Raw genomic sequence first — 26,352 nt, forward strand, 5'->3', positions numbered from 1 at the left:
TACGTGTGGTCAGGGATGGCGGGCGGGGTGCGGGGCGGTCAGTCCCAGCCGAGTTCGGTGTAGGGACGTCCGGCCCGGATGCCTTCGATCGCGGCCCGGGTGTAGGGGACGATCGGCTCGGGGAGGGCATCGGCGGGCCACCAGCCCCAGGACACGCACCGGTCCGGCTCCCGGATCTCAGGCGTTCCGGTCCACTGCAGGGCGCGGAAGACGAACCCGATTCTGGGCGGGTCTCCGGGCTTGTCCACCATGTGCACCACGTGCGCGAGCTCGACGTCGGCCGGGTCGATGACCAGCCCGGCCTCTTCCTGCGCCTCGCGGACCAGGCAGGCCACGGCGGATTCTTGCTCGCAGTGCCCGGCGAGGAAATGGTGGGTGCCGCCGGCGTACGCGGAGTGGGGGTGCCGCAGGCCGAGCAGCACCTGATCGTCGCGTTCCAGGTAGAGGTGGACGCCGACGATGTGCGGGACGCTGGTGCTGCCCGCCTTCGGGCGATCCGGCCCGAGGGCCTCGCGCTGGGGCGCCGCCTTGGTGCGGCCGGAGTGCTCGGCGTGCCGGCGTACGAGGTCCAGGGTGGAGGGGGTCAGCCGCAGGCGCGCCATGGTGTCGGGGTGGAACCAGGCCAGCATCACGCCCTCGGTGAGCGGCAGGCGGGCGGGGTCGCCGTTCCACTGGGCGGTGAACACCTGCACCGGCACGGTCAGGCCGTCGGTGCCGGTGGCGAGCTCGACGGCGAACGGCTCCACGACGCCCGGCTCGAGCCCGGCTTCCTCCCGCAGTTCACGGCGGACGGTGTCTTCGAGTGAGGTGTCGCCCGGCTCGCGGCCGCCGCCGAGGAGGGACCAGGCTCCCGGTTCCCAGATGCCGGGTAGGTCATCGCGCAGGTGGAGCAGGTAGCGGCCGTGCCCATCGTGGATCAACGCCGAGGCGTTGACCGGCTCGATACGGCCGTCGAGCCCGGAGGCGCAGAGCTTCGACCGCAGCTGCGGCGCCGTGACCTCGTCGAAGGCGCGCCACTCGGCGGCCGAGACCTCCTCCGTCTGCACGGTGACCTCGACGTCCCTGTCCACCAGCTGGAAGACGAAGCGGAAGTCCCAGTGCTGGTGCGCGCCTTCGCCCTTGATCAGGTTGGCGTCGATATCGAAGACGTCGATGTCGATGGGCAGGCTCCCGTAGGCGGCGGTGGCGCACAGGGCGCCGGGCGGGATGCCGACCTCCTCGTGGACCTCGCGCAGCGCCGTCTCCAGCAGCGAGCGATCACCTGCCTCGACGTGCCCGCCTGGTGCCAGCATCAGCCCGAAGACGTTGTGGTGGACGAGCAGGACACGGCGGTCGTGGTCGACGACGACAGCGCTGCACGTGATGTGCCCCGGCGTGGTCGAGCGGCTCGTGGGCTCGGCGTCTTCGTCCAGCAGCCGCAACAGAGGTGACAGCAGCGGTGCTTCAGCCGGGCGCCGTTCCAGGTAGGCGGTGACGAGATCGCTGATGTGCGAGCGGGTGGGCGGCAAGAGGGCCTCACAGTTCGGAGAGAAGGCGGAGGGAAGGCGGCGGCGACGCTCACGGGTGCGGGTCCGCTCCGGCCACGTCCGCAGCCGTCACCAGCTGACGCCCGGCAGGAAGCTGGGTATTGAGGGCCCGCACCGGCTGCCCGTCCAGCAGCCCGTACAGGTCACGGTCACCGGAGAACACGAGCACCGCCCGGCCGGTGATGACGTCGAGCCTGGCCACGGTGGCGAGGACGTCATCCCCTTCGCAGCCGGGCTGCTCCAGCCACCGCACCCCGGCCGCGTCCAGGGCCTGCTTGACCGCGGGCAGGTGGACGACAGGGTTGTGGTCGGCGCCCGCCCGGCTTGCCTTGTAGCCAGGCACGTTCTCAGCACGGTCGGCGGCGCCGTCCTCGGCGTCGAAGACGACGAACACCTCCTGGCCCGGACAGTGCTCGCGGTGGGCCTGGCGCAGCAGGGCGACGAACCCGAACAGGCCGGTCAGGTCCTCCCCGCTGGGCCCGGTCACCCTCCGGGCAAACCCGAAGTGGGCCCGGTAGCGGAGATGATGGCCATCCACGAGCATCAGCGAAGCCCCAGGCTCGGCGGGCCCTGGAGGCGCCCCGGCCTGTCGGTCGGCATGCGACCGCGTCGCGTGGGATCCCGCCACAAGGCGGGCGTTCACCCCGACATCCTCGGCTGTGGCGGCGGCGGTCATGCGTGGTCCTCGGTGCGCAGGGCGTCGTGGTCGCCGGCGGACTGGGTGGGGATCGTGGCATCGAAGGCGGCGGCCTGGACGAGGTAGGCGTCGCGGAAGTCCCCGGTGCCCGTGGCCGGGTCCATCAGTTCCTCGAAGGTGCCTGACTCGGCGACCCGGCCGTCCTTGAGGACGTGGATGAGGTCCGCATGACGCACGGAATGGAGACGATGGGTGATGAGCACGATCGTCTGGCCGGTGGTCGCGGCCAGCGCCCTGATCTGGTCGAAGACCCGCTGCTCCGCGACGGCGTCGAGGGCGCTGGTGGGTTCGTCCACGATCAGGATCTCGGCCCGCCTGTACTTGGCACGCGCGATGCCGACTCGCTGCCACTGCCCGCCGGAGATCTGGTGGCCACCGCGGTAGCCGCGGGCCAGCAGCGTGCCGAGCCCGCGCGGCAGGTCGTCGAGGACCTGGTCGGCTCCGGAGAAGCCGGCGGCCTCCTCGACCGCTCGATCATCGATGGCCTGGCCGGGCTGGCCGATGCCGACGTTCACCCGGAACGTGAACGGCCAGTGGTAGAAGTCCTGCGACATCAACGCGACGCGGCCGAAGACCTGGTCGCGGTCGGCGGTGCGGGCGTCGATGTCGTCCCACCAGATCGTGCCGCTCCCTTCGTCCGGCAGGTACAGGCCGGCGAGCAGCCTGACCAGCGTGGACTTGCCAGAGCCGTTCTCACCCACCAGCGCAATGATCTTCCCTGTCGGGAACGACAAGCTCACCTCGCGCAGCGTCGGCTCCGGTTCGTCGCCGCTGCTTCCACTGCCGGGGTAGGTGAAGGAAACCTTCTCGAACCGGACTTCCCGCAGCTGCTCGGGCAACGCCCGCCCGCCCACAGGGATCGCCCGGGTCTTGGCCTCCCGACACAGCCGCTCGAAGTCGGCCACGAACAGGGACTCCTGGTGCAGCTCGGTGATCTGCAACACGAGCGTGTCCAGGCTGGCGGCGCCGGTGCGGATGGCGAGGACGGCCGTGCCCGCGACGGCGAGGTCCATAGCCCCGCCCCACAGCAGGGCGCCCAGGGCCCCGTACGTGAGGAGGGTGGCGATGCCGCCGGCGCCGTCGGCGACGAGTCCGATCCGCGCCGCCCGGCGGGCCAGCCGGGTCTGCTCGCGTTCGCTGGTCTCGGCCATCGTTCGGAAGTGGCCCAGCAGGAAGGGCCCGACTCCGTGGACGCGGACTTCCGCCGCCGCTTCCTTCTGGGTCAGCAGCTGGCCGAGCAGGTGCCCGGCCCGGGCGTGCTGCACGAAGGCGTGGAAGGAGATGTACTTCTGGCGGGAGATCATCAGCGAACTCCACGCGCTCGGCAGGGTCATCAGGACCAGCAGGGGCAGCAGCAACGGATGCAGGACGGTCAGCACGCCAGCCGCGGCGATCAACGACACGGCCGCGTTCAAGGTGTTCGTGCAGTAGCGGATCATGCGCCGGGCCGAGTCCGCCCCGTACCGGGCCGCATCCAGGAGCCGGTGGAACTCGTCGTCCTCGATCGCCGCGAGTTCCGTACGGTGCACAAGCCCCAGGTACTGCTCGGTCGCCACCCGCTGCACCTTCGGCTCCAGCGCTCCTGTGGCCGCCGTCGAGGCCGAGCGCAGCAGGGAGCCGAGGAATGCCGTGACGGCCACGACCGTGAGCGCGGGCACGGCCTGGGTAAGGCGTTGGTTGGTGCTGCCGCCCGCGAGGATGTGCCCGAGCACGCTGTTGACCGCGACCAGGCCGATCGCCTGGGCGATTCCGCGGCCGGCCTCGGAGGCCAGGACCAGGCGCAAGGCCCGGGGATCGGCCAGGTGGGCGAGCCGCAGTCCGGTACCGACCAGCCTGGGCAGCTGCCTCGCCATCGTCCAGAGCCCGAGCTTGAGCCAGGCGCCCTCGTGCCGGTCCCATCCGATGTCGTAGGCGAGCTCGCCGCCGAAGAGGAGCCGCTCGGAATCCGACACCCCCGCGGTGCTGGATCCGGCCGTCGAGTCCTTGCTCACGCAGCCCTCCCGGCATCCGGTCGTGAGTCGCGGCCACCGAAGGAACGGGCGTCAACACGGCGCCCGCACACCGGGCGCGGGTATGGGACGGGCCTGAGATGTTCGAATGCAACGGGGGCTTCGAGGTGGTTCGGCTGCGGCTTCACAGGATCCTCCGGATGGGCGCACGGCTGGTACTGGTGCTCTAAGAACGGCTCCCGATCGGGTGCGTCACGGCCGAATCGGGGGCGAATGGTGAACGAATGTTCTGGTCCGGCTGGGTGGGCTTGGCGTGTCTGTGCTGCGGCGTTGAAACTCGCTCGAACAGGCTGTGTCACTCGGGCGGGGGATTGTGGGCTTCGGTACGGTCGCCGGGCTCGTGCGTGTCCGTGGGGCCGGCAGGCTGGGCTCCGACACCGGAGACGGATCAGGAAGCCGACAGGCTGTCGTGGATCACGCGGTCGCTCCGCTGAAGTGCTGCGTCCAGGGTGCGACGGAGTTGAACTGGAATGGCGCCAGAGCCCAGGGCGCAGGCCTCGACGAGGTCACGGCAGGCGGCAAGTTGGGTCGGAGGGGCCAGTTTGGTGAACAGAGGGTCGGTCAGCGCTTCCCGTGCGGCGAAGCCGTCGCGAGCGTCGGTGATGTTGCGGTGCAGCGGCATGAAGGTGTTCATCTCGCTGCTGAGGGAAACTCATCGGCCGTCTCGGCGCTCGTAGACGATGGAGCGGGAGACCCTGCCCGTGGTCCGCTGGGTAACGACGAGCCGGCCGCCCGGCGCGAGTTGGTCGAGCATGAGGCGACGACGGCGGGCTGGGAGGCGCAGGAGATGGACGTGTTGTCGGTCTCGTGCTTCACGTGGACCGGCTGGTTCGCATAGGCCTCCTCGAGCGAGGTGTCGGGCACGAAAAGGTGCCGGGGCACGGTGCGCAGCGCGGCCTCGGCGGCTGGGTTGGTGGCGTGGCCCTCCTTGCGGATCTGGTCGACGAGGGCGTTGCGGAGCTGTTCCGCGGTGGCGTCGGGGGTGGTGAGCGTGTCGGTGTTCACCGATCCGACGCTATCGGCGGCCGGGTTGCTGGCGGGGGTGGTTGCGGGGGTGTCACTCGTTCCCATGACGGCCTTTCGGGCGAGGTTGGACAGGGCGCTTTGGTCCTCCAGGGGGAGACCGGCCCGGTGGAAGTGGAAGATCACGTGGTGGGCGAGGACTGCTCTCAGGCCTCGTCGTAACCGGCCTTCGTGGTTGAGGACGGCGAGTGCGGTCCCGGCCCGTGCGAAGGCGCGAACCCAGTCGGCGTGTCCGTGGAGCGGGCCGTCCTCCCGGCAAAGGCTGCGGGCGTCGACGGTCAGCAGGGAGTACATGGCCGCGTCCAGCTCGGAGGCGAGGACCGGCGGGGCCGGGCGTTCGGCGGCGACCTTGTCCCAGACGTCGCCCTGCTCGTACCAGTCGAGGCCGGCGGCGCGCATCATCGCACTGACAAGGAGGACGGCGGTCTCGCGGCGGCCGAGGTGTCCGGCATGGACGGGGTAGGCCAGCAGGTGGTGGCTGTCGGTGTGGAACAGCTCGTGGGCCGCGTCCATGGCCTCGGTCCCGCCGAAGGCCAGGGTCTCGGGTTCGTAGATAGTGGAATTCCACTGCAGGACCTGATCGGCTTGGACGAGTGCGCTGAGGGCTTCCCGCAGGGTGGGGGTCTCGTCGCCGGCGGTGCGCACGCGCAGCTTCCACGGCTGCTAGTTCATAAACCACGAGGTGGAAATCTCCCCGCGCTCCTCGGCCTTGGCCAGAGCGGGGCCGAGTAGGCCCCGTCACCCGCAGACAACGGATGCTTTGCCGGGTATCGGCCTCCCAAGCGAGCATCAGAATGAGGGATAATCACGCAGTCACGAACACTCGTCGCCGCCGCGGTATGGGCCTTCGCGTAGTCGGCATCATGGATGCGGAGCGGGCGGGCCTCGCAACCACGAGCATCTGGGGGTGTTGGGCCGGACGGAGGAGATCAGTTGTTACGTCTTCAATCGGTGAGCAAGCGCTACGGCCGTGGCGATTGGACGCTGAGAGACGTGGACGTGGAGGCGTCGGCCGGCGAGGTCGTGGCATTCGCCGGCGGGAACGGATCGGGAAAGTCGACGCTGCTGCGGATCGCGGTGGGCCTGTCCCGGCCGACCCGCGGCACAGTGGCCGCCCGGCCGCCCGTTGTCGGGTACGTCCCGGACCGGTTCTCCCCCAACGAACGCATGTCGGCCGCGGCGTACCTGACGCACATGGGCCGCGTCCGTGGGCTGACCACCTCGGCCGCCTCGGCTCGGGCCGGGCGGCTGCTGGACCGACTCGCGCTGGTGGGCGGCAAGCACGCCCCCCTGCGTAGCCTGTCGAAGGGCAACGCGCAGAAGGTCGCGCTGGCCCAGGCCCTCCTGGTGGAACCTGGGCTGCTCGTCCTGGACGAGCCGTGGTCCGGGCTGGACGCCGATGCCCACGGCGTGCTCGCCGAGATCATGACCGAGGTCGCGGCCGCCGGCGGTATCGTCGTGTTCACCGACCACCGCGAGTCGGTCACCCGGGCCCGCGCCACCCGGACCTACGCGGTCGGCAATGGTCGCGTGTCGTTGCGGGGACCGGAGTCGTGGGGCACCGGGCAGCGGCCCACCTCCGATGTCGTCCTGGCGGCGGGCAAGGAGGGCCGCGTACCGCAGGACCTCGCTTGGGAGGAACTGGACGGCGTACGGGCGGTAAGCCGGGACGTCACGGGCGTCAGGATGTGCGTGGAACGCGAGTCCACCGACGCTCTGCTGTTGACCGCGCTCCAGCACGGCTGGTCCGTCGAGTGCGTCACCGGGACGACTACCGACCACCACCGGATGCCGAGCGTCGCGACGAACGGGAACATCCGGTGATCGCGCTCATCCGCTACACCTTCGCCACCGTGCTGCACACGCAGCGCTACCTCGCTCCGCTGCTCCTGTTCATGGGTCTCATGGGCGTGCTGACCGTCAACGGCAGCGGCCCGCTGCCCCCCGCCTACGCCTCCTCCGCCGGCGCGCTGTTCGTCTGCTCGACCTGGCTGACCATCGCTGTGATGAGCCTGGACGACCCGCCGCAGCGGGCGATCGTCGTCACCACCGCGGGCGGCCGGTCGCTCACGGTCCTGCTCGCGGCCATCGGCACGGCCCTGCTGAGCTGTCTCGTCCTGATGGTCTTCGGACTGTTCTTCCCGTTGTGGATGGGCGACTATGTGGTCACCACAACCGACCTCCTGCTGGGCCTCGAGGCGCAGCTCACCTGTGCCCTCGTCGGCATCGCCATCGGCGTGCTGTGCTCGCGGCTGGTTTTCAAACGGCAGGGGTACGCGTTGGTCGCCGCTCTCGCGCTGGTGATGGGAGCCCTCTTCACCAAGGGTATGCCTCCGGTCAACCGCCTGTTCACTCTGATGTCCACGACCCCAGACGCGGCAAAACTGCTTGCCCCCGCCGGCGTGATGCTGGCGATCTCCACGGTGATCCTTGCCGTGTTCACCGCCACCACGCAGTTCGTCGCCGGGCGCAGGGAATAGTGGGAAGCCGCGCACTGGCTCGGACGGGCCGCCGACCACGAACACCCCGGCGTCCTCTTCCGGCTCGCCGTGGTGGCCGGCCGCAGCTTGGGCTCCGCAGCTTCAGCCCGTGCCGAGCTCGTTAGGCGGTCTCGGCTCCGGCCAGCGTGGCGGAGACCAACTCGCTGCGGCAGAGCGACGAGACCATGCTCCAGCTCGAGGACGCCGCCATCCACGACGCCTACGTCGCCAACTGCAACAAGACGTGGGCTGCCACCACGCACCAGCCCGCCAACGGCTGCGCACCCGCGACCTGCTGACCCCCGCAGTCGCCGGAGACGCGCAGGCACAGGCGTACCCCGACCAGCTGCTCCAGTGGCAGTCAGTCCCTGCCCGACCCCTTGCGTGGTGCATAGCGGTCGGCTGGTCCCGGGGGCTTGGGAGAGGCGACTGGAACGCGGAATCCTGCGCCCGAAGCCGTTCGGGCTGTTCCTCGGCGGCACTTAGTTGCTAAAGTGGCAAGTAGATGCCAGCACGGACAATGGGGTAGCTGGCGGCCAGGGGAGGGGTATGCGATGAGTGAACAAATCGATGCGGTCGCAGCATTGAAGGGGATCGCGCGGGTCGAGGCGACCGCACGGGGGCGAAGCCGCTGGTACGTCGGCTACCTATGGATGTTCGCCGGCTGGCAGCTGGTCCTGGTTCCCGCCGTGCTGCTGTGGCGCGGGCCGACGGGGACCGTGGTCGGTACGCTGGCGAACGCGCTCGTGGTTGTGGGACTGTCCTTGTTCGCCACGCGGCAGCCGGTGGTCCCGCACGGCTACGGCCGGCTGCACCTCACAGTGATCGGCGCATGGACGGGTGCCTACCTCTCGATACTCGCACTCGGCTTGACGCTCTTCGTGGGCAGCGTCGCCTTCGCGGCCATGGCCGCCCTCGCATGCGCGCTGCCCGCCGCCGCGGCGGCCTGGCGGGAAGCGCGCGCCGTATGAAGCCGGAACCCGAGACGGGCACGAAGCAGGGTCCTCACCCGCGACACGCACTGCAGCCCCTACTGGCTTCGGCGGTGCGTCTGTCGATCGTCGCAGCCCTCGCCGCTGTGGATAAGGCCGAGTTCGCCTACGTACGAGACCTCGTGGAAATCACTGACTCCGCCTTGTCGAAGCAGGTCTCGCGGCTCGAAGAAGCCGGCTGGGTGACGGTCGAGAAGGGCCAGGTCGGACGTCGGCCGCGGACCTGGCTACGGCTGACCGAGGACGGAGCAGCCGCCTACCGGCGCCACCTCACCGCGCTCACGGCAATCGCGGGCCCCCTGCAGTGATAGGCGGGGCGAACGGCTGGTCGCAGGCGTGACTAGCCTTTCACTCGGCCCTGACGTGTGTGGTAAACGATTGTGGGCGAGCCGTGCACAACATGCGTGCTGCGGGTGCGGGCCTTGGACTGCGCCCGAAACGGCCGCTGCCGACACCCCGAACCCGCAGATGTAGGCGGCGGCCGGCGGGGAAGGCGCCAGGACGGCGGGGCCGAGTTCGCCCGCCTTGGTCAGTGCGTACGTGGCCGGGTGAGCAGGCAGGCGAGACCCTGGGGTGGATCACAGATGTGCTGGGCTTTCTGCTGATGACAGCCGTGTCTACGGCCTTCATTGCTGCTCTCGAGGCTGATTCTGGGCCGTCGATTCTGAAAATGATCTCTTGGGTCGTGGGTCTGCTGTTCCTGCAGATCAGCATGTCCGTCAGGAAGAGAGGGATGTCCGGCCCTTACGCGATCATGGCCGCCGTCACCGCGATGAATGTGGTTGGGATGCCGGGGGCCGCTGACTGGCAAGCATCGTCGGACTGATCTAGCCGACGATGCCCGGTCCATTTGGGACCGAATCTAGGCCTTGCGCCGCCAGCAGGTGAAACGGCAGCTCACCGTGCAGGAGTCCCGCCACAAGTTCGCCCGGGACGGGCGCCACGGCAAACCCGGCACCATCCACCATGCGTACCGGGGCGGCATGGAGGATCAGCTCGGCGCGCTCTGCCGACCGATGGTCGGGACCCTTTGCCGTTCTCGGTGTTGCGTCAGTGGCTGGTGAGTTCGCCGGTGAGTTTGCCGTGGAGGTCGGCGCTGGGGTCGTTCAGGCCGATGATCTCCACGCTCTTGCCGCGCTGGGCGTACTTGGTCTCGATGGCATCGAGCGCGGCGACCGAGGAGGCGTCCCAGATGTGGGCGGCGGACAGGTCGATGACGACCTTGTCGGGGTCGGTGGCGTAGTTGAACTGGCCGACGAGGTCGTTGGAGGAGGCGAAGAACAGCTCGCCGGTCACGGAGTACACCACCGTGCTCCCGCCGGGGTCGGTCACGGCGGTGACGTTGGCCAGGTGGGCGACGCGCTTGGCGAAGATGACCATCGCGGTGATCGAGCCGACGACGACGCCGATGGCGAGGTTGCCGGTGGCGACCACGAAGATCACGGTGATGACCATGACGGCGATCTCACCGGCCGGCATCCGCTTCAACGTCTTGGGGGCGATGGAATGCCAGTCGAACGTCGCGAAGCACACCATCACCATGACGGCGACCAGGGCGGCCATGGGGATGTCGGAGACGACCGGGCCGAAGGCGATGCACAGCACCATCAGGAACGCCCCCGCGAGAAATGTGGACAGGCGGGTCCGGGCGCCGGACACCTTCACGTTGATCATCGTCTGGCCGATCATGGCGCAGCCGCCCATGCCGCCGAAGAATCCGGTGACGATGTTCGCGATGCCCTGACCGACCGATTCGCGGGTCTTGGAGGAGTGCGTGTCGGTGATCTCGTCAACCAGCTTGGCCGTCATCAGGGACTCCATCAGGCCGACCAGCGCCATGGCGAAGGCGTAGGGGGCGATGGTGGTCAGGGTGTCCAGGGTGAAGGGCACGTCCGGCAGGCCCGGGACCGGCAGCGAGGACGGCAGGGCGCCCTTGTCGCCGACGGTGGGCACGGCGATCGCGGCGGCGACGGTGATGACGGTCAGGATGACGATGGAGACCAGCGGTGCCGGGATCACGGTCGTGACCTTGGGGAAGAACACCATCAGCGCGAGGCCGCCGATGATCAGCGGATAGACGGCCCACGGGACGTCGGTCATCTCGGGGACTTGGGCCATGAAGACCAGGATGGCGAGGGCGTTGACGAATCCGACCATCACCGAGCGCGGCACGAACCGCATCAGCTTCGCCACACCCAGCGCGCCGAGCGCCACCTGGATGACGCCGGCCAGGATGACCGCGGCGACCAGGTAGCCGAACCCGTGCTCACGGTTCAGCGGCGCGATCACCAGCGCGACGGCACCGGTCGCCGCGGAGATCATCGCCCGTCGGCCCCCGACGATGGAGATGACCACGGCCATGGTGAACGAGGCGAACAGGCCGACCGCGGGGTCGACGCCGGCGATGATCGAGAACGAGATCGCCTCCGGGATCAGCGCGAGCGCGACGACCAGGCCGCCCAGGACCTCGGTGCGCCAGACCTTCGGGTTGTTCAGCCAGTCCGGACGCAGGCCGCGCAGTCGCGCGGCAGGGGACACAACGGAAGAAGACAAGGAAGCAGGTACCTGTCGTGCTCGGGCACACCCTGCTCAGGGCAGGCCAGGGGCGTGCGGCAGAACGCGGAAGGCCGGGCCGGCACCCCGCGGACGGCCCGCAACGGAGCGGGCCGGAAGTCGAAGAACGAGACGAAGCCGGGCTGCGCGACGCGCGGCAGGGCGGCTCACATCCAGAGGCGAAGCGTCACGGCGGGCAGGCGGCGGCGATCAGCGTCATGGGCTCGCGCACGCTCTCTCCTGCAAGAATCGGATCTTCGCCGGGGGCACCGTCGGCCCCGACACGGCAGTAGCGGGGCACCCTGGACGGCCCTCGCCACCAGCAACTCTACCCTAACGTTAGAGTAGAGATTGGTGGGGCTGCAGAGAACGCGGCCCGCCACGACGAGAAGGGTCAGGACCGCGGGCGTGGACGACAGGCACATGCAGATCGGCGAGGTGGCCGCGCGGACGGAACTGTCCCTGCGTACCATCCGGCACTACGAGGAGACCGGTCTGGTCGTCCCCTCGGCCCGATCTCAGGGCGGCTTCCGCCTCTACACCGAGACCGACGTCGCCCGCCTCATGGTCATCCGCCGCATGAAGCCGCTCGGCTTCACCCTCGACCAGATGCGCGACCTCCTGGATGCCACCGACCGCCTCGACCACGAGCCCGGCCTCGACCCCGACGAGCGCGAGGGCCTGCTGGGGCGGGTGCGGGAGTACGAGCAGGCCGCCGCCGAGCAGGTCGACAAACTCCGGCTCCAGCTGGCCCGCGCCGAGGACTTCGCCGAAACGCTCCGCACACGCCTGCACCAGCCCGCACCTACCCGGTCCTGACCCCGATGCCCCGCCGCCCCGCCCGCTGTCCGGCATCGCCTCTGCTGGTGATGGGCGCGATCCTCACGATCGCGGGGGCCGCCCTCTACGCGATGCTCGGCGAGCGCCCTGCGCTGTACTCGGCCGCAGCACTGGTGCTCGCCGCCGTCGCCTCCTGGTGGTGCGCCTCCCGCCAGGGCTGATCACATCCTGACACCGATGTGATCTTGCGGAGACGTGCGGGGCAGACAGCCGGCCCACCAGTGGATACGGTGTAAAGAACGCGTCAAGAACTGGCGCGCGGTGTGCCGGGAAGTCTGGTCGGCGTCCTGGGGGCAGTGTGCCCTCTCGTCGCTGACACACCCGGAGGCCCACTGCCATGGCCGGCACCCGCTCCCCCTTCCTCGGACTGCTCCCCCTGCCCGAACGGCAGACGATCACCCGCGCCCTGCGGACGGAGACCGTCGGCGGCCTGGTCCTCCTCGGCGCGGCCGTCCTTGCGCTGATCTGGGCCAACAGCCCGTGGAGCGCGGCATACGCCTCCGTGCGCGACTTCCACTTCGGGATACCGGCCCTCGGCCTGGACCTGTCCGTGGGTCACTGGACGGCGGACGGGCTGCTGGCCGTGTTCTTCCTCGTCGCCGGGATCGAGCTGAAACGCGAACTGGTCGTCGGTGAACTGCGCACCCCGGCCACCGCCGCGCTGCCCGTGATCGCCGCGCTGTGCGGAATGGCGGTACCCGCCGCCCTCTACCAGGCCACCACCGCGGCGGGCGGTGGCAGCAGCGCGGGTTGGGCAGTCCCGATGGCCACCGACATCGCCTTCGCGCTGGCCGTCCTGGCGGTGTTGTCCACGCACCTGCCGGCCGCGCTGCGCGCCTTCCTCCTGACCCTGGCCGTGGTCGACGACCTGGGCGCGATCCTGATCATCGCGGTGTTCTTCACCTCCGACCTGAACCTGTGGGCTCTCGCCGGAGCCGTGGCGGGCCTGGTCCTCTTCTACCTGCTCCAGCGGCTGCGGGTACGCGGCTGGTGGTGGTACGTCCCCCTCGGAGTGGCGATCTGGGCGCTGATGTACAACGGCGGCGTCCACGCCACCGTCGCCGGCGTCGCCATGGGCCTCATCCTGCGCACCACCCGCGACAAGGACGAAGAGGTCTCACCCGCTTCACGGGTCGCGCACCTGGTCCACCCGCTCTCCGCGGGCGTCGCGGTGCCGCTGTTCGCGCTGTTCGCCGCCGGGGTGAGCATCTCCGGCCCGGCCCTGAGCGCGGTGTTCACCAGCCCCGAACCCCTCGGCGTCGTGATCGGCCTGGTCGTCGGCAAGACGGTGGGCATCTTCGCCGGAACCTACCTGGCCGCCCGCTTCACCCGCGCCCAGCTCAACCCCGACCTCGCCTGGGCTGATGTCCTGGGCCTGTCGGTGCTGGCAGGGATCGGCTTCACCGTCGCCCTGCTGATCGGAGAACTCGCCTTCCCCGGCGGCCAAACTGCCGAGCACGTCAAGGCAGCCGTCCTCGCCGCCTCCCTGATCGCCGCGGTCCTCGCCGCGATCCTGCTGCGCAGGAGGAACACCGTCTACCGGCGCCTGTACGAGGCGGAGAACCTCGACGCCGACCACGACGGCATCCCCGACATCTACCAGCACGACACGGTCAAGCCCGCAGGCACCACTGCTCGTACGGACGGGAAGCACATCTGATGGCCGGCGGCGATGCCTCACTGCTGGCGCCATGATCGTCATCGCCGCCCTGGTCATCCGCACCGCCATTACCGAGCTCCGGCACCCGGGCAGCGCCCGGCGCCAGTGGGCGTGCGCCACGAACCCGCGGGCCGGCCGGTGCGACGGTCGCGTGAACCTCTTCGACACCACCCGCCGGCGCCGCCTGCGCCGACGCAATCTCTAGGCATGCCGTGACGCTGCAACAGCTGTACCTGGTGCTTCTGGTGGGCGGCGTCGTCCTCATGGCCAGCATCGCCGCCGCCCGGGCCGCGCACCGGCTCGGCCTGCCGAGCCTGCTGTTGTTCCTCTCCGTCGGCGTGATCGCGGGCGAGGACGTGATCGGTATCGACTTCGACGACGCGCAGCTCGCCCAGTCCCTGGGGACCGCCGGCCTCGCCGTCATCCTCGTCGAGGGCGGCCCGAGCACCCACTGGCCCGACGTCAGACGCCGACTGGCACCGGCCGGTGTACTCGCCACCGCCGGCGTCGCGGTGTCCGTGGCGGTAACCGGCGCCGGGGCCCACCATCTCCTGGGCATGGACTGGCATCTGGCCCTGCTGTTGGGCGCGATCGTCTCCTCCACGGACGCCGCCGCGGTCTTCGCCGTCCTGCGCGACCTGCCCCTGCCCCGCAAGACCACCGGGCTGCTGGAGGCGGAATCCGGGTTCAACGACGCCCCGACCACATCCTGGTCCTGGTCTTCTCCACCGCCGCGGCCGACCTTCCCGACCCCGCCGCGATTCTCGTCAACGTCCTCTACCAGCTGGTTGTCGGCGGGCTGCTGGGGCTGGTCATCGGCAGGATCGGGGTGGGCGCGCTGCGCCACACCGCGTTGCCGGCCACCGGCCTCTACCCGCTGGCCACGGTCGGATTCGGCATCATCGCCTTCGCCGCAGGCGGCTCCGTCAACGCCAGCGGCATCATCGCCGCCTACCTCGCCGGACTGGTGCTGGGCAACTCGCACCTGCCCCACCGCGCAGCGACCCGCTCCTTCGCCGAAGGCACCGGATGGCTCGCGCAAATCGGTCTGTTCGTCATGCTCGGACTGCTCGTCGACCCCAGCGAACTGCCCTCCGCCGTCCCGCCCGCCCTCGTGGTCGGCCTGGTCCTGCTGCTGATCGCCCGCCCTGTCCCGGTCGCCGCCTGCCTGCTGCCCTTCCGTACCCCGTGGCGGGAACAGGCCTTCATCTCTTGGGCCGGACTGCGCGGAGCCGTTCCGATCGTCCTCGCCACGTTCCCGATCGTCGCCGCCGTCGACGGCGCCCGTCACCTGCTCAACATCGTCTTCGTCCTGGTCGTCGTCTTCACCCTCGTCCAGGGCCCAACCCTTCCCGCCGCCGCGCGCCTCCTGCACCTCGCCAGGCCCGGAGCAGTGCGGGAGATCCAGGTAGAGAGCGCACCCTTGCATATCCTCGACGCCGACCTGCTGACCGTCACGATCCCGCCCGGCCCACGCCTCCGCGGCGTCGCCGTCTTCGAACTCCGGCTGCCACCACCAGCGGTGATCACCCTCCTCGTCCGCGGCGGAGCCACCCAGGTACCCGGTCCCGAGACAGTCCTCGCAGCTGGTGACGAACTGCTCCTCATCACCGCTCCGGAGACCCGGCAGGCCACGGAGCGGCGCCTGCGCGCTGTCGGCCGCCGTGGCAAGCTCGCCCGCTGGCTCGGCGAACACGGCAGGTCCGAGCCTGTCGGTGGCGGCACCGACTGACGAGGAGCCGTTCAAAGGTCGGGAGACGTGCGCGAATCTGACCAGGGGGGGACCGGCCATCAAGAGCGGCACGCAGGCGGTGAACGGCGATGCGGGCGCCCCTGCCATCGGGAGCATTTCCCATGCCCAGACGACCGGGCGCCGCTGCGCCGGAGCCAGGGGAAGACGACACGCCGTCATGATCGTCCGGCGGCCGACGGTCCCGAACCGGAGGGCCACCACGACCGTGGTCGCCTGCACAACGGTGAGCACGTGTACCTGCAGAGATCAGCGGACTGCGAGCGAGGGAGTACGCGTCCGGGGCACGGGGTTGTCCCGCAGGCGGCCTCGGTCACCGATTGCGGGGACTGCCCGCGAGGTTGTAGGCCAGGTATGCGGCGGTCGCCGGCTACAGGAGGATCAGCACGGTGAGAGTGATCGCGCTGGAGACCGGGTCGCGTTCGGTGTCCTGGCGCCAGCCCGGGTGACGCGCCAGGAGGCGGGGCAGGCGGTGGGCGAAGCCGACGGTGCCGCCGAGGTAGACAGCCAGGGCGGCGAGCAGCAGCACGGTTTCCCGGCTGGTGACCGCCGCCCAGGTGTCTGTACTCATGCGCGGCCGACCGGATCCTGAGCCTGGTCCTTGAGGTCCTTCGAGGATCCCGGCTGGGTGGACACCTCGGCCAAGGTGGCCGGCCGCGGCGCGGTGCGGCGGCTGCTGATCCAGGCGGCGACGGGTTCGGTGTATCGGGCGGTTAGCGGGCCGATCACTACGAGGATGAGCACGTACGCGGTGGCGAGCGGGCCCAGGGCGGGTTCGATCCCGGCGGTGACGGCGAGGCCGGCGATGACGATGGAGAATTCGCCGCGAGCGACCAGGGTTCCACCGGCCCTCCACCGGCCCTTGATCCCGACCCCGGCCCGCTTCGCGGCCCAGTGCCCAGTCGCGATCTTCGTACCGGCAGTGACCACCGCCAGTGCGAGGGCGGGCAGCAACACCGGCGGGATGCTCGCGGGGTCGGTGTGCAGGCCGAAGAAGACGAAGAACACGGCGGCGAACAGGTCCCGCAGCGGGCTGAGTAGGGTGTGCGTGCCCTCGGCCACCTCACCCGACAGGGCGATACCGACGAGGAACGCGCCGACGGCGGCCGACACCTGCAGCTGCTGGGCGATGCCCGCGACCAGCAGGGTCAGACCGAGTACGACGAGGAGGAGCTTCTCGGGGTCGTCACTGGAGACGAAGCGGGAGATGTGGCGTCCGAAGCGCACGGCGATGAACAGCACCGCTCCGGCGACGCCGAGGGCGATGGCGAGCGTCGCGCTGCCGGCGGCCAGGCTGACGCCGGCGAGGAGGGCGGTGATGATCGGCAGGTAGACCGCCATCGCGAGGTCTTCGAGGACCAGGATGGACAGGATGACGGGGGTCTCGCGGTTGCCGACCCGGCCGAGATCGCCCATGACCTTGGCGATGACCCCGGAGGAGGAGATCCAGGTGACCCCGGCCAGGACGACGGCGGCGACCGGGCCCCAGCCCATCAGCAGAGCTGCGACCGCACCTGGTACCGCGTTCAGGGCGAAGTCGACCAGTCCGGCCGGGTACTGGGTCTTGAGGTTGGACACCAGGTCGGTGGCCGTGTACTCGAGGCCCAGCATCAGCAGCAGCAGGATCACGCCGATCTCGGCGCCGATCGCCACGAACTCCTCACTGGCTCCCATGGGCAGCAGCCCGCCGGTGCCGAAGGCGAGGCCGGCCAGGAGGTAGAGGGGGATGGGGGAGAACTTCAGGCGGCCGGCGACCCGGCCGAGCAGGCCCAGGCCGAGGATGATCGCACCGAACTCGATGAGGAAGAGAGCGGAGTGCACGGGCGCTCACTCCCGCCCGAGTATGGAGGCGGCGGCGTCGACGCCCTCGCGGGTGCCGATCACGATGAGGGTGTCGCCGCCGGCGAGGCGGAAGTCGGGTGCGGGGGAGGGGCGGGCCTCCGCACGGCGCAGCACGGCCACGATGGAGACGCCGGTTTCGGTGCGCATGCGGGTCTCACCCAGCACCCGGCCGTTCCAGTACGAGTGCGCCGACAGTTCGATCCGCTCGGCCACCAGCCCCAGATCGGTGGTGTGAAGAACGTTGGGGCTGTGGTGGGCCGGCATCAGGGCGTCGATCAGCGAGGCCGTCTCGGCACCCGTCAGGTGCAGCGACTGGGCGCAGGCGTCGGGGTCGTCCGCCCGGTAGAGGTTCACCGTCCGTGTGCCGTCGCGGTGCGCGACGACGGACAGGTGACGGTGTTCGCGGGTGGTGAGGTCGTACTGGACCCCGATACCGGGCAGTGGTGTGGTGCTCATGCGTGGAGCAGGCACAGCTGTCCCCCCTCGTGTTCGTTCTCGTACGTGACGCCGGCGAACGCTCGTTCTCGAGCAGGAGCAAGCCGCTCGGCGGGCCCATCGTGCCACTTTCCGCGTGTCCGACATATGGGTGCCGGCACGGATGGACAACAGTTCGCACCGGCGTGAGGATGAGGCGGGGAAGTGGGCTTCATCGCAGTTCAGAGCATGGGCACGGATTGGCGGCAGGATTGTGGCGGATGCCGGGAGACCGACTGGAAAGGCGTGTGGTCGTGTCGTTGTACTGGCGGATCTTTCTCCTGAACGCCGGGGTACTGGCCCTCGCCGTGGCCTTGCTGCTCGGCCCGGTCACCGTCTCCACGCCGGTCCGGTTCGGTGAAGCGCTCATCCTGCTCGCCGGACTGGCCGCGATGCTGGTCATCAACGCGGTCCTCCTCAAGGTCGGTCTGGCCCCGCTCGCCCGGTTGAACCGGGCCATGGGCATCCGCCCGCCGCCGGTCCTTCGCGCGGCGCCGCCGCACAAGACATTCGCCCCGGGGGGGACATACCTATGCGTCACGACGACGAGCCGATCTTCAAGCGCAGCAAGTGGGGAACCAACCACTACTACTACAACCGCCAAACCCCGTCGGTCGCACCCTCAACGTCATCACCGTGCTCTTCGTCGCGACGATGATGATCCTCATGGCCCACCGGGCCGGACCGTTCGCGGCCCCTCCCGCCCCCGGACCGCGGAACCCCCTAGCGTATGAGCGCACCTGGCCGCCCTGCCGACGACGGCCACTGCGGGAGCCGGTGCCCCGTGATCGGGATACGGAACTGGCGGCGGCACGTGGGATCACTCCTCGTACATCTACCGCGCCGGACTCCACCGCGCTGCGATCTTCACCTGGCCAGCCAGGTAATCCGCAAGAGACGCTTCAGACCGTTTCCCGCCAGCCGCCGCCCGCAACGCCCCAGCCGGTGACCTCGGGCCTGACCGGAGGGAGTGCCCAGGGCTCAAGGGTTCCTTCGCAGAGTTCTGCCAGGAACTGGACCATTCCGCTCTCGTAGTGCCACCAGGGGCCGTTGCGGGAGCAGATGGTGACCGGCCATTGCCCGGGATCGTCCCCGAGCACACTCCAGAAGAACCGGTCGCCCTCCTTCGACTCTCCCCAGGACATCAGGCTCGTCGAGGCGAGCTCCGCGGGCCGCAGCTCGGCGGGGTAATCGGAGTCCCAGCCCTTGTTTTCCACGTCCGTCGCCTTTGCCCAGCCGCGTTCCTCTCCGGGCCAAGGGGTGAAGACGCCCAGGAAGTCGTTCAGCTCGAAGGCCGGATACCACTCGGCGAGCGCCTTGAAGTCGGACGGCAGAGCCGGGCAGAGCCGTTCCGAGGCCCTCCTCGACCACCCGCCAGTCGAATACGGCCCCTGCCGACGGAGTTCCACCAGCCCGGGCACAGCGCGTTGCAGCACGGCGATCGCCTCGGCGGGGCCGAGGATCCTGCGCACCGGCTTCTGGGTTCCTATGAGCTCTTCCACGGACGCAGCCTGCCAGACGGCTCAGACGATCTCGTCGGCCGGGTGATCCGCTGGTCTGAGCCAAGTGGCAGCGGTAAGACGCCCCCCTACCACCGGGCTCCACTTCGCCACCATCTTGACCTGCTCAGCGGGATGATCCGAAGGAGATGGCCTAGCCCCGAGATCCGTAACCGTCTGTCCCGCTGAGCATCCTCGCCCGCACTGACGCGCACACAATGTGCTCAGGCCACAGCTCACTGACTGACGCTGCCGGCCTCGCTTACGGGTGGGTTCGTCAGGTAGAGCGGCAGCCAAGGCCGGGAAGGGCCCTGCGCCTTCCACTCCTCGTAAGCAGTAGCGGACTTCTTGGCGGATGCGCTATCCGGCGTGGTGCGAGTCCGTCTGGGATCGATCGTGCGGGTGGGTGCAGGGACGGATCAGGACCTGCATGCCGTGCTCGTCGGCGTGCTCGATGACGGCTGCGACTTCCCCGGCCTCGACCATACGGACATCCGGGTCGGGGCCGCTGCCGAGATAGGTGATCTCATACAGTCGCCGGGCCCCATGGCCGCTGCTGGTCACGGTGTGCCTCCCGGCAAGTGAAGCGGTCAACGACCGTCTTGCGGCACCCGCTTGAGGAGGACTCGTATTACTGCCCGTGGGTCGGGCAAGTGAATTCCGACTTCATTCCAACCCTGCCACGCATCTTTGCGACGGTGTACGCCGCATAATCGCGCGTGAAGTGCCGAGATGGCGGACCCCTCGGTTGCCGCGCGTGCCAGCCCACGCGGACGGCCATTGTTCCAGGCGACCGCCCTGATCGATATGGGTGTTGACACCCATATCGAGGCCTCGTTCCCCGCCAACCGACACCTCGGTGACGCCAACTCCACCCAGCGCAGCCAAAGCGACCCGCACAACTTCTTCCATGAAAGCCATGGTGCTACTCTCACTAGCATCATGCTGCTGAGACTGGACACCACGGACAGCCGACCTCTCCACGAGCAGGTGGCGGGGGCGATCCGGCGCGCCATCGCCGAAGGGGAATGTGTGCCGGGAGAGCGGCTGCCGCCGGCCCGGGACCTGTCCCTGGCGCTGGGTGTGAACACCAACACCGTGCTCCGCGGCCTGCGATCTCTCCGGGACGAAGGGGTACTGGAGTTCCGCCGGGGCCGCGGGGTCACCGTGGCCCAGGGCGCGGAGCAGCGCTCCGGGCTGCTCGAGGGGGCGCGTGAGTTGGTGGCCGAGGCGGCGCGACTGGGTTACAGCAAGAGCGATCTCATTGAAATGATCAGGGGGCTCTCGTGACTGACCGTATGAAGCGAGCGGGCGGCGGAGGGTGGGGGGCGGCCGTCTGGATCGCGGGCGCCTTCGCTCTCCTGGCCGGTCTGCCCTGGGCCGCGAGCGGCCGACTGCCCGAGCGGGTGGCCACGCACTGGAGCGGCGAGGCCCCCGACGGGTCGATGCCTGTATGGGCGGCTTCGCTGTTCCCGGCCCTTATATGGGTCGTGCTGGCACTGGGCGCCGTGCTCATGGCGCGGCGTGCGAACTCGGCGCCGATCCCGTCGTGGGCTGGTGCGGCGCTCGCGTTCACGGGCGTCTCCATGGCGGGCACCCAGGCGTCGATCGTCCGCGCGAACCTGGACCGCACCGATTGGCGGGAGGCGGGTTCCACGGGCATGGGAATCGTCCTGACGTCCGTGGCCGCGCTGGCTGCCGGGGCGCTGGGCTGGATCGCCGGACGACGCGGCGAACTGCCTTCCCCTGCAGCCGAGGCCGGCGAAGGCACCTCCATGGAGATCCCCGCTGGCGAGCGCTTCGTCTGGCTCTCCCGCACCGCGAACCCCTGGCTGCACCTCATCGCGGCCATCACCGGTGTCGCGGCGCTCGCCGCCGCTCTCGCCGCGGCCTGCGGCCTGTTCACCGGCATGCAGTGGGCAGTTGCCACCCCGTTCCTGCTCGCCTCTGTCCTGACCTTGATGTTCTCCTCCGTGCAGGCGCGTGTGACGGACAAGGGCTTGGAGGTGGCCTTTGGCCCGCTCGGCTGGCCGGTGCGGCGCTGGACGCCGCAGGACATCGAGTCCTCCCGTGCTGAGTCACGGACTGCGGCCCAGGTCGGCGGATGGGGTTACCGGCTCAGCGGTTTGGGCACCACCGTGATGCTCCGGGCGGGCGAGTGCCTGGTCATCCACCCCCACAAGGGGGCCGAGTTCGCCGTAAGCGTCGATGACGCCGCGCGAGGGGCGGCACTCCTCAACACCCTTTCCACCAGGCGCCCTGAATGACACCGCCGGCCGCCAATTACATTCAAGCCACCGACCGTTCATATCCGGTCACCTGCTCTGGGGCTTTGCGGGGGCCGGCCGGACTGAGCATTTTCAGCGTTGACGTTCCAGGGTGAGGACGATAGCGGCGATGGCGGTCATGCGGTTGGGCTGCAGCGGGCTCTGCGGAAGATGCGCCAGGACTTCAGTCTTGCGATGCTGCGTTCGACCGGTGCTCGTGCTGCTGACAGGGCCCGGTTGATCGTCTGCTGGGTCGTGGTGAGGTCCCGGTTCGGGAGCCGTCTGATCGGTGTGGTCACCCAGGGGCCGGCGCCGATGTAGGCACGGTCGGCAAGGATGGGAACGCCCTGGCGTTCGCAGATCCGGATGATGCGATGGGTGCGGGCCGCGGTCAGATCATGCGTGCGGCCGGGCAGCGCGGGTGAGATCCACAGCAGCTTGCCCGCGGGATCGGCCACGACCTGCACGTTCACGCCGTGACGGCGGTGTTTCTGGGAGAAGTCGGCCCGGCTGTCGCCGACGCGGTCGCACTCGGCGAGTGTCCCGTCGAGCAGGACGTGATCAGGGTCGGCTTCTCGCAGGACACGCAGCAGTCCGGGCGCCCGGCCGGACAGATGCTGAACGACGGCTTTGACGTAGGCGTGGGCGGTGCCGATGGATATGCCGAAGCCGGCGGCGATCTGTCGAGCGTGTCGTGCCGGCGAAGGTAGACCAGGCCGACGAGGGCGCGCTGGTGGGGCGGGAGCTTGCAGCGTCGGTCACCCTCACGGGTGACGATGAGCATGGATACCCACTCGACCAGAGCGTGCGGCAGGTGGGGTGCGGCAGGATGGGGAACCAACAGGGCTCCTGCGCCGATGGGTTGAGGCTTCGAACACCTGGCTCAACGGCGCAGGAGCCTTGTGCGTTGCGATCCCCATCCTGACTCGGCCTGGGTCACTCGATCAGTGGCCACTCTGAAAGAGCTCAGTGTGTGAGGAGCAGCAGCGCCGTCTCGCCGGCCTCTCCGTGAAGCCGGCGCGGGCCGTACATGCCTCTACCGCGGCCGCGACGACCGGCGGGCCCTCCACCCGATGAGGCGCGGAGGTCTTTCAGAAGGGCGTCCAGGCCCTCGCGCAGTATCTCGAGCGGGAAGGCGACGGCTGCCCGCGCGTGCACGTCGAGAACGAGCCGGTCCGGCCCGGACAGGGACACCGTCCGCCTGAACAACCCGCTAATCATCGAGTGGCGCAGCGGCGGATCCGCAGTCCGGAGTCCAGATCCGGAGGCGCTCTATTCGCCATCGGACTCACCGGTTCACTCACCCCTCGCGCCGTTGACCGCCGCCACCCTGATACCGGGCCCGGCGAGGGCAGATAGCCTGCGTGGTGCGATTTCGTGGTCGGGACCGCCGCCCGTGGCCCGCCCCAGTGTGACGGGCGCCGGCCCGTCATGCGGCCCTTGGCGATGGACACCAGTCGGCTGTTTTTCGCCGAAGCCCGACACCATCTGCTCCAACGCCGTGGTGGCCGGATAGGTCCAGGAGCAACAAGCAGGCCGGAATTCCGCGTCTTCGCCCTCAGCCAGCCGCCGTGTCACCCCCTTCCCGCCACCCCACCCATGCTGACCTCACGCTGCACACCCCGACCCCTTCTCGGTCCCTCAACGCCCTCCCGCCCAATGGACGGCAAGCCTCCCGGCGTCACACCGGTCGTCCTCGGGTGCCGTACCAGTGTCGCGGGACAGCCACCGCATGTCAGCGCGCGGCGGGGAGCGGCCGCGCTACTCCGAGCCAGGTCTGAGAATCCTGGCCGCCCATCGCTCGAAGTCGCATGTGCGGGCCTGTCATCCGTGGGGTCCAAGTAGTGCTGACACCACCCCCGCACGGATTGAAGTGCGGTCAGGCTCCCCGACCTGCCCGTGCCCGGAAGTCGTCCATGAGCGAATCGATGCAGTCCCGCGCCCCACGTCCGCCGCCGGCGAGTGCCGCGGCCTGACCCGCCCACAGGCTGCTGAGATCCTCCCGCCCTTGGGCACCGGCTTCGCGGCGAACGGACTGCATCAGTGCGCTCTGCATGGGGTACGCGGGCACGGCCTCCTCGTACGGGGCCATGTCACGGACGAACCGGTTCACGATTCCTCGGGCGGTACGGCCCGTGAAGAGACGCGTGAGAACGGTGGTGCGGGCCTCGGGGGAGCCGAGTGCCCTTTTGTGGGCTTCGCTCGCCCCCGATTCGCGGGTGGCGAGGAAGGCGGTGCCGATCTGGACGGCATCGGCGCCCAGGGTGAGCGCCGCGGCCATCCCCCGGCCGTCGGCGATCCCGCCGGCGGCGATGACGGGAACGCCGACGGCGTCGGCCACCTGGGGCACGAGCGAGAACGTCCCCACGAGCGACTCCCGTACCGGCCGCAGGAAGGCGCCCCGGTGGCCGCCGGCATCGGCGCCGGAGGCCACGACGGCGTCGACGCCGGCGCGCTCCAGTTCGACGGCCTCGTCCACGGTGGTCGCCGTGCCGATCACTGCGATGCCCCGGCGGCGGGCCTCGTCCATAACCCTTCGGGGCGGAATCCCCATCACGAAGCTGATGACCGGGGGCTCGGCTTCGAGCAGCGCGTCCACCTGGGCATCGAAGTCCGGCCCCGGCGTGACGTCCTCGGCCGCAATCGCGGGCAGCCCGAGTTCGGCGCGGTACGGGTGCAGCCGCCGGATGTGCGGGGCCAGTTCGGCGGGGTCCGGCCATGGCCCGGCCTCGTCCTGCTGGGGGACCCAGAGGTTGACCGCGAACGGGCGGCTGGTCCGGGCCTTCAGCTCTCCGACGAGGTCCGTGATCTCCTGCGGTTCAAGGATGTGCGCCCCGTAGGAGCCCAGCCCTCCCCTCTCGGACACGGCCACGGCCAGCGCTACCGAGGACAGGCCCCCTCCGAACGGGCCCTGCACGATGGGAAGGGCGATGCCCAGCAGATCACCGAGGCGTCCGGCGTTCATGCCGTCACCGCCAGGGCTTCGACGGCCTGGCGGCCGTGCAGGAACTGCAGCGCGGTCCGGGCGACATGCTCGCCGAGGTGCCGCGCGGTCCGCAGATCGGCCTCCGTGGGCGCCTCCTCCGGGCCGAGGTCGGAGGGCGACTGCGCCATGGCTCCCACGAACGAACCCAGCCGGTTCAGGTCCTCGGGCCTGCCGCCGGAACTGTAGATCCAGCCGGGCATCAGGCCGAGCGGAACCCAGTTCATGCCGTGCTGGGCCGCAAGGACCGTCATGGACAGCAGCGCGTTGTCCTTGTTGCCGTTCACCCCCGCCGAGTTGGTGAACCCGGCGGCGAGCTTGCCCTGCCAGCCACGCGCGGCCCAGACGGGGGCACTGGCCTCCACAAAGCGCTGGAACACGGCCGAGGTGGCGCCCATGTATGTAGGGGAGCCGAAGATGATCGCCTCCGCCTCCGCCAGGGCCGCCCACAGGCCCTCGTCGAGCGTGGAGACGTCCCGCAGATCGGCCAGGACGCCGGGCACCGCCGCGGCGCCCTCCGCCACGGCCGCCGCCTGCCGGGCCGTGTGCCCGTATCCGCTGTGGTAGGCGATGACGACAGAGACTGGTACGGACATGTGGTCCTCCATGAAGCGGTGCATGCCCCGGAATCGGGGCGAACGGTCAACCGGACGCGGGTGGCGGGGCCGCCTCCGGAGAGCACAGTAGGCGACCGGTCAACTATTAGCCAGTCGGTGGACCTACGAATTAGTTGACCGACCGTATACTTGCGCCATGGGACGCACCAGCACCGCTCGCGAGCGGCTCCTCGACGCCACGGGCGAACTCATGCAGCACAGGGGGTACAGCAGCTTGGGAGTGGCGGAGATCTGCGCCGCGGCAGACGTCAGGAAGGGCAGCTTCTACCACTTCTTCACCTCGAAACAGGACCTCACCCTCCAGGCGGTCAACGCTTACTGGGAAGGCCAGCGCGGCGCCTGGACCGCCGCGCTGGACGGCCCGGACCCCGCGCTGGTCCGGCTCCGCCGGCTGCTGGAGGGCATGGCACAGGTCCAGCGGCACAGGAAGGAAACCTGCGGCACGGTCGACGGCTGCCTGCTCGGGAACCTCACTCTCGAACTCAGCACCCAGGAACCTGACGTTCGAGCCAGGCTGGAAGAGATCTTCGACGAGCAGACCGCGCTGATCGGCGACGTGCTCGGCCAGGCCGCGGACGAAGGCGACATCCCTCGCGAGCACTCCGAACAGTCGGTCGCACGCGCAGTGATCGCCCATCTGGAGGGGCTGGTCCTCTTCGCCAAACTCAAGAACGATCCCGCGATCCTCGACACGCTCTGGCCCCACACGCTGCTCCTCCTCGGCGCCGAAGAGCCGTAGACCCCCGGTACGGACACGGAGTGGCGGGCGGCGCGACACCCGCCCGCCTACCCGTATGGGCGGAGCAGACAGGCGGCTCGGCCGCTCCGCGAAGCGTCCGGAGAGTCATTACGAGGCCCGGTCACGGCAGATGATCTCGGCGCCTGTAAGCCGTTTCGCCGGCTTCCTACGACAGGACCTCGACGCCGTCACCGCCGGACTCACCCTGCACTGCAGCTCAGGCAGACCAGCGGCGCGCGGCACGGCCGCGGCGGGAGCCGGTACCAGGACGGTCACGCGGCCTCCTCCCGCGTGCAGCCCCGTGATGCTCCGCCCGGTGCCGAGGGAGTCCGAGCTCCACTCCTCGTTCCCGGTCGCCAAGTCGAAGGCGGTGACGCCGCCTGACGCGGCGAAGAGCTTCC

At 69.7% G+C, this 26,352-nt stretch carries 25 protein-coding genes and 5 pseudogenes; 16 read left to right on the forward strand and 14 right to left on the reverse strand.

Features of this window, described 5'->3' with window-relative positions; translation table 11 throughout:
* Positions 1-38: 38 nt before the first annotated feature.
* From AB0F82_RS17040 to AB0F82_RS17060, 5 genes and pseudogenes are all read right to left on the reverse strand, one after another.
* Positions 39-1,508 (reverse strand): NUDIX domain-containing protein, encoded by a 1,470-nt coding sequence (locus tag AB0F82_RS17040; RefSeq protein ID WP_362628157.1) that lies wholly within the window; start codon positions 1,506-1,508, stop codon positions 39-41.
* Between the two features lie 49 nt (positions 1,509-1,557).
* A complete protein-coding gene (locus tag AB0F82_RS17045; RefSeq protein WP_362628159.1) occupies positions 1,558-2,202 on the reverse strand; it encodes a hypothetical protein in 645 nt (214 codons plus the stop codon).
* Positions 2,199-4,076, reverse strand: a complete 1,878-nt coding sequence (locus tag AB0F82_RS17050) for an ABC transporter ATP-binding protein (protein WP_362628356.1) — start codon at positions 4,074-4,076, stop codon at positions 2,199-2,201. Before AB0F82_RS17050 ends, AB0F82_RS17045 begins: the two co-directional genes overlap by 4 nt.
* Before the next feature lie 544 nt (positions 4,077-4,620).
* The gene (locus AB0F82_RS17055) at positions 4,621-4,866 is read right to left on the reverse strand and encodes a hypothetical protein (RefSeq protein ID WP_362628162.1); all 246 of its coding nucleotides are present in this window, start codon (positions 4,864-4,866) and stop codon (positions 4,621-4,623) included.
* Positions 4,867-4,887: 21 nt separating this feature from the next.
* A pseudogene (locus tag AB0F82_RS17060) lies at positions 4,888-5,984 on the reverse strand (methyltransferase, FxLD system); the annotation flags it as partial.
* A 264-nt stretch (positions 5,985-6,248) separates the two neighbouring features.
* Here AB0F82_RS17060 and AB0F82_RS17065 point away from each other — a divergent pair.
* From AB0F82_RS17065 to AB0F82_RS17095, 7 genes and pseudogenes are all read left to right on the forward strand, one after another.
* Complete coding sequence (locus tag AB0F82_RS17065) at positions 6,249-7,079, forward strand: ABC transporter ATP-binding protein (RefSeq protein WP_362628165.1); 831 nt, start codon at positions 6,249-6,251, stop codon at positions 7,077-7,079.
* Positions 7,076-7,735, forward strand: coding sequence for a hypothetical protein (locus AB0F82_RS17070; protein WP_362628168.1), 660 nt, complete (start codon positions 7,076-7,078; stop codon positions 7,733-7,735). The genes AB0F82_RS17065 and AB0F82_RS17070 overlap by 4 nt, the downstream gene beginning before the upstream one ends.
* A gap of 146 nt (positions 7,736-7,881) precedes the next feature.
* Positions 7,882-8,034, forward strand: coding sequence for a hypothetical protein (locus AB0F82_RS17075; RefSeq protein WP_362628171.1), 153 nt, complete (start codon positions 7,882-7,884; stop codon positions 8,032-8,034).
* Positions 8,035-8,289: 255 nt separating this feature from the next.
* On the forward strand, positions 8,290-8,706 hold the full coding sequence (locus tag AB0F82_RS17080; RefSeq protein ID WP_362628173.1) for a hypothetical protein: 417 nt from the start codon (positions 8,290-8,292) through the stop codon (positions 8,704-8,706).
* A 74-nt stretch (positions 8,707-8,780) separates the two neighbouring features.
* Positions 8,781-9,035, forward strand: coding sequence for a winged helix-turn-helix domain-containing protein (locus AB0F82_RS17085; protein ID WP_362628176.1), 255 nt, complete (start codon positions 8,781-8,783; stop codon positions 9,033-9,035).
* Positions 9,036-9,313: 278 nt separating this feature from the next.
* On the forward strand, positions 9,314-9,553 hold the full coding sequence (locus tag AB0F82_RS17090) for a hypothetical protein (RefSeq protein WP_362628178.1): 240 nt from the start codon (positions 9,314-9,316) through the stop codon (positions 9,551-9,553).
* Between the two features lie 49 nt (positions 9,554-9,602).
* Positions 9,603-9,734, forward strand: a pseudogene (locus AB0F82_RS17095) (Tn3 family transposase); the annotation flags it as partial.
* A 43-nt stretch (positions 9,735-9,777) separates the two neighbouring features.
* Here the strand turns inward: AB0F82_RS17095 and AB0F82_RS17100 are convergent.
* Complete coding sequence (locus AB0F82_RS17100; protein WP_362628181.1) at positions 9,778-11,280, reverse strand: SulP family inorganic anion transporter; 1,503 nt, start codon at positions 11,278-11,280, stop codon at positions 9,778-9,780.
* 408 nt (positions 11,281-11,688) lie between these two features.
* On the opposite strand from AB0F82_RS17100, the gene AB0F82_RS17105 reads away from it, so the two are divergent.
* The 5 genes and pseudogenes from AB0F82_RS17105 to AB0F82_RS17125 all read left to right on the forward strand — a co-directional run bounded on the left by AB0F82_RS17105 (position 11,689) and on the right by AB0F82_RS17125 (position 15,512).
* Positions 11,689-12,099: a MerR family transcriptional regulator gene (locus tag AB0F82_RS17105; RefSeq protein WP_362628184.1), complete on the forward strand. Its 411-nt coding sequence runs from the start codon at positions 11,689-11,691 to the stop codon at positions 12,097-12,099.
* A gap of 50 nt (positions 12,100-12,149) precedes the next feature.
* Complete coding sequence (locus AB0F82_RS17110; protein WP_362628187.1) at positions 12,150-12,281, forward strand: hypothetical protein; 132 nt, start codon at positions 12,150-12,152, stop codon at positions 12,279-12,281.
* Positions 12,282-12,457: 176 nt separating this feature from the next.
* On the forward strand, positions 12,458-13,780 hold the full coding sequence (nhaA, locus tag AB0F82_RS17115; protein WP_362628189.1) for a Na+/H+ antiporter NhaA: 1,323 nt from the start codon (positions 12,458-12,460) through the stop codon (positions 13,778-13,780).
* A gap of 31 nt (positions 13,781-13,811) precedes the next feature.
* On the forward strand, positions 13,812-13,985 hold the full coding sequence (locus AB0F82_RS17120; RefSeq protein WP_362628192.1) for a hypothetical protein: 174 nt from the start codon (positions 13,812-13,814) through the stop codon (positions 13,983-13,985).
* 7 nt (positions 13,986-13,992) lie between these two features.
* A pseudogene (locus tag AB0F82_RS17125) lies at positions 13,993-15,512 on the forward strand (potassium/proton antiporter).
* 388 nt (positions 15,513-15,900) lie between these two features.
* Here the strand turns inward: AB0F82_RS17125 and AB0F82_RS17130 are convergent.
* The 3 genes from AB0F82_RS17130 to AB0F82_RS17140 are packed head-to-tail and all read right to left on the reverse strand — an operon-like array spanning position 15,901 to position 17,828.
* Complete coding sequence (locus AB0F82_RS17130; protein ID WP_362628195.1) at positions 15,901-16,101, reverse strand: hypothetical protein; 201 nt, start codon at positions 16,099-16,101, stop codon at positions 15,901-15,903.
* On the reverse strand, positions 16,098-17,351 hold the full coding sequence (locus tag AB0F82_RS17135; protein WP_362628197.1) for a cation:proton antiporter: 1,254 nt from the start codon (positions 17,349-17,351) through the stop codon (positions 16,098-16,100). Before AB0F82_RS17135 ends, AB0F82_RS17130 begins: the two co-directional genes overlap by 4 nt.
* Before the next feature lie 6 nt (positions 17,352-17,357).
* On the reverse strand, positions 17,358-17,828 hold the full coding sequence (locus tag AB0F82_RS17140) for a cation:proton antiporter regulatory subunit (RefSeq protein ID WP_033215624.1): 471 nt from the start codon (positions 17,826-17,828) through the stop codon (positions 17,358-17,360).
* A gap of 272 nt (positions 17,829-18,100) precedes the next feature.
* On the opposite strand from AB0F82_RS17140, the pseudogene AB0F82_RS17145 reads away from it, so the two are divergent.
* A pseudogene (locus tag AB0F82_RS17145) lies at positions 18,101-18,307 on the forward strand (sensor histidine kinase); the annotation flags it as partial.
* Between the two features lie 441 nt (positions 18,308-18,748).
* On the opposite strand, the gene AB0F82_RS17150 reads toward AB0F82_RS17145, so the two are convergent.
* Together AB0F82_RS17150 and AB0F82_RS17155 are read right to left on the reverse strand one after the other, a co-directional pair.
* A complete protein-coding gene (locus AB0F82_RS17150; protein WP_362628201.1) occupies positions 18,749-19,348 on the reverse strand; it encodes a hypothetical protein in 600 nt (199 codons plus the stop codon).
* Between the two features lie 357 nt (positions 19,349-19,705).
* Positions 19,706-19,909, reverse strand: a complete 204-nt coding sequence (locus AB0F82_RS17155) for a hypothetical protein (protein WP_362628204.1) — start codon at positions 19,907-19,909, stop codon at positions 19,706-19,708.
* Positions 19,910-20,287: 378 nt separating this feature from the next.
* Here AB0F82_RS17155 and AB0F82_RS17160 point away from each other — a divergent pair, with 378 nt between their 5' ends.
* Entirely contained in the window at positions 20,288-20,635 is a 348-nt protein-coding gene (locus tag AB0F82_RS17160) for a GntR family transcriptional regulator (RefSeq protein WP_362628361.1), read from the forward strand.
* On the forward strand, positions 20,632-21,612 hold the full coding sequence (locus tag AB0F82_RS17165; RefSeq protein ID WP_362628206.1) for a DUF1648 domain-containing protein: 981 nt from the start codon (positions 20,632-20,634) through the stop codon (positions 21,610-21,612). Before AB0F82_RS17160 ends, AB0F82_RS17165 begins: the two co-directional genes overlap by 4 nt.
* 93 nt (positions 21,613-21,705) lie before the next feature.
* Here the strand turns inward: AB0F82_RS17165 and AB0F82_RS17170 are convergent.
* From AB0F82_RS17170 to AB0F82_RS17180, 3 genes and pseudogenes are all read right to left on the reverse strand, one after another.
* A pseudogene (locus tag AB0F82_RS17170) lies at positions 21,706-22,453 on the reverse strand (transposase).
* A gap of 1,038 nt (positions 22,454-23,491) precedes the next feature.
* Positions 23,492-24,577 carry an NAD(P)H-dependent flavin oxidoreductase gene (locus AB0F82_RS17175; protein ID WP_362628208.1) on the reverse strand — a complete coding sequence of 362 codons (1,086 nt, stop codon included), beginning with the start codon at positions 24,575-24,577 and terminating at the stop codon, positions 23,492-23,494.
* Positions 24,574-25,191, reverse strand: coding sequence for a flavodoxin family protein (locus AB0F82_RS17180; RefSeq protein WP_362628211.1), 618 nt, complete (start codon positions 25,189-25,191; stop codon positions 24,574-24,576). Before AB0F82_RS17180 ends, AB0F82_RS17175 begins: the two co-directional genes overlap by 4 nt.
* Before the next feature lie 157 nt (positions 25,192-25,348).
* Here AB0F82_RS17180 and AB0F82_RS17185 point away from each other — a divergent pair, with 157 nt between their 5' ends.
* The gene (locus AB0F82_RS17185) at positions 25,349-25,951 is read left to right on the forward strand and encodes a TetR/AcrR family transcriptional regulator (RefSeq protein ID WP_362628214.1); all 603 of its coding nucleotides are present in this window, start codon (positions 25,349-25,351) and stop codon (positions 25,949-25,951) included.
* Positions 25,952-26,352 lie beyond the last annotated feature (401 nt).

The sequence above is a fragment of the Streptomyces virginiae genome, assembly GCF_040638905.1.
In the GTDB taxonomy this organism is placed as follows: Bacteria; Actinomycetota; Actinomycetes; order Streptomycetales; family Streptomycetaceae; genus Streptomyces; species Streptomyces virginiae_B.

Coding starts and splice junctions, on each gene's coding strand:
- AB0F82_RS17185 (WP_362628214.1), top strand. CDS start 25,349: ATGGGACGCACCAGCACCGCTCGCGAGCGGCTCCTCGACGCCACGGGC.
- AB0F82_RS17045 (WP_362628159.1), bottom strand. CDS start 2,202: ATGACCGCCGCCGCCACAGCCGAGGATGTCGGGGTGAACGCCCGCCTT.
- AB0F82_RS17120 (WP_362628192.1), top strand. CDS start 13,812: ATGATCGTCATCGCCGCCCTGGTCATCCGCACCGCCATTACCGAGCTC.
- AB0F82_RS17110 (WP_362628187.1), top strand. CDS start 12,150: ATGGGCGCGATCCTCACGATCGCGGGGGCCGCCCTCTACGCGATGCTC.
- AB0F82_RS17055 (WP_362628162.1), bottom strand. CDS start 4,866: ATGAACACCTTCATGCCGCTGCACCGCAACATCACCGACGCTCGCGAC.
- AB0F82_RS17180 (WP_362628211.1), bottom strand. CDS start 25,191: ATGTCCGTACCAGTCTCTGTCGTCATCGCCTACCACAGCGGATACGGG.
- AB0F82_RS17175 (WP_362628208.1), bottom strand. CDS start 24,577: ATGAACGCCGGACGCCTCGGTGATCTGCTGGGCATCGCCCTTCCCATC.
- AB0F82_RS17160 (WP_362628361.1), top strand. CDS start 20,288: ATGCTGCTGAGACTGGACACCACGGACAGCCGACCTCTCCACGAGCAG.
- AB0F82_RS17080 (WP_362628173.1), top strand. CDS start 8,290: ATGAGTGAACAAATCGATGCGGTCGCAGCATTGAAGGGGATCGCGCGG.
- AB0F82_RS17050 (WP_362628356.1), bottom strand. CDS start 4,076: ATGGCGAGGCAGCTGCCCAGGCTGGTCGGTACCGGACTGCGGCTCGCC.
- nhaA (WP_362628189.1), top strand. CDS start 12,458: ATGGCCGGCACCCGCTCCCCCTTCCTCGGACTGCTCCCCCTGCCCGAA.
- AB0F82_RS17140 (WP_033215624.1), bottom strand. CDS start 17,828: ATGAGCACCACACCACTGCCCGGTATCGGGGTCCAGTACGACCTCACC.
- AB0F82_RS17130 (WP_362628195.1), bottom strand. CDS start 16,101: ATGAGTACAGACACCTGGGCGGCGGTCACCAGCCGGGAAACCGTGCTG.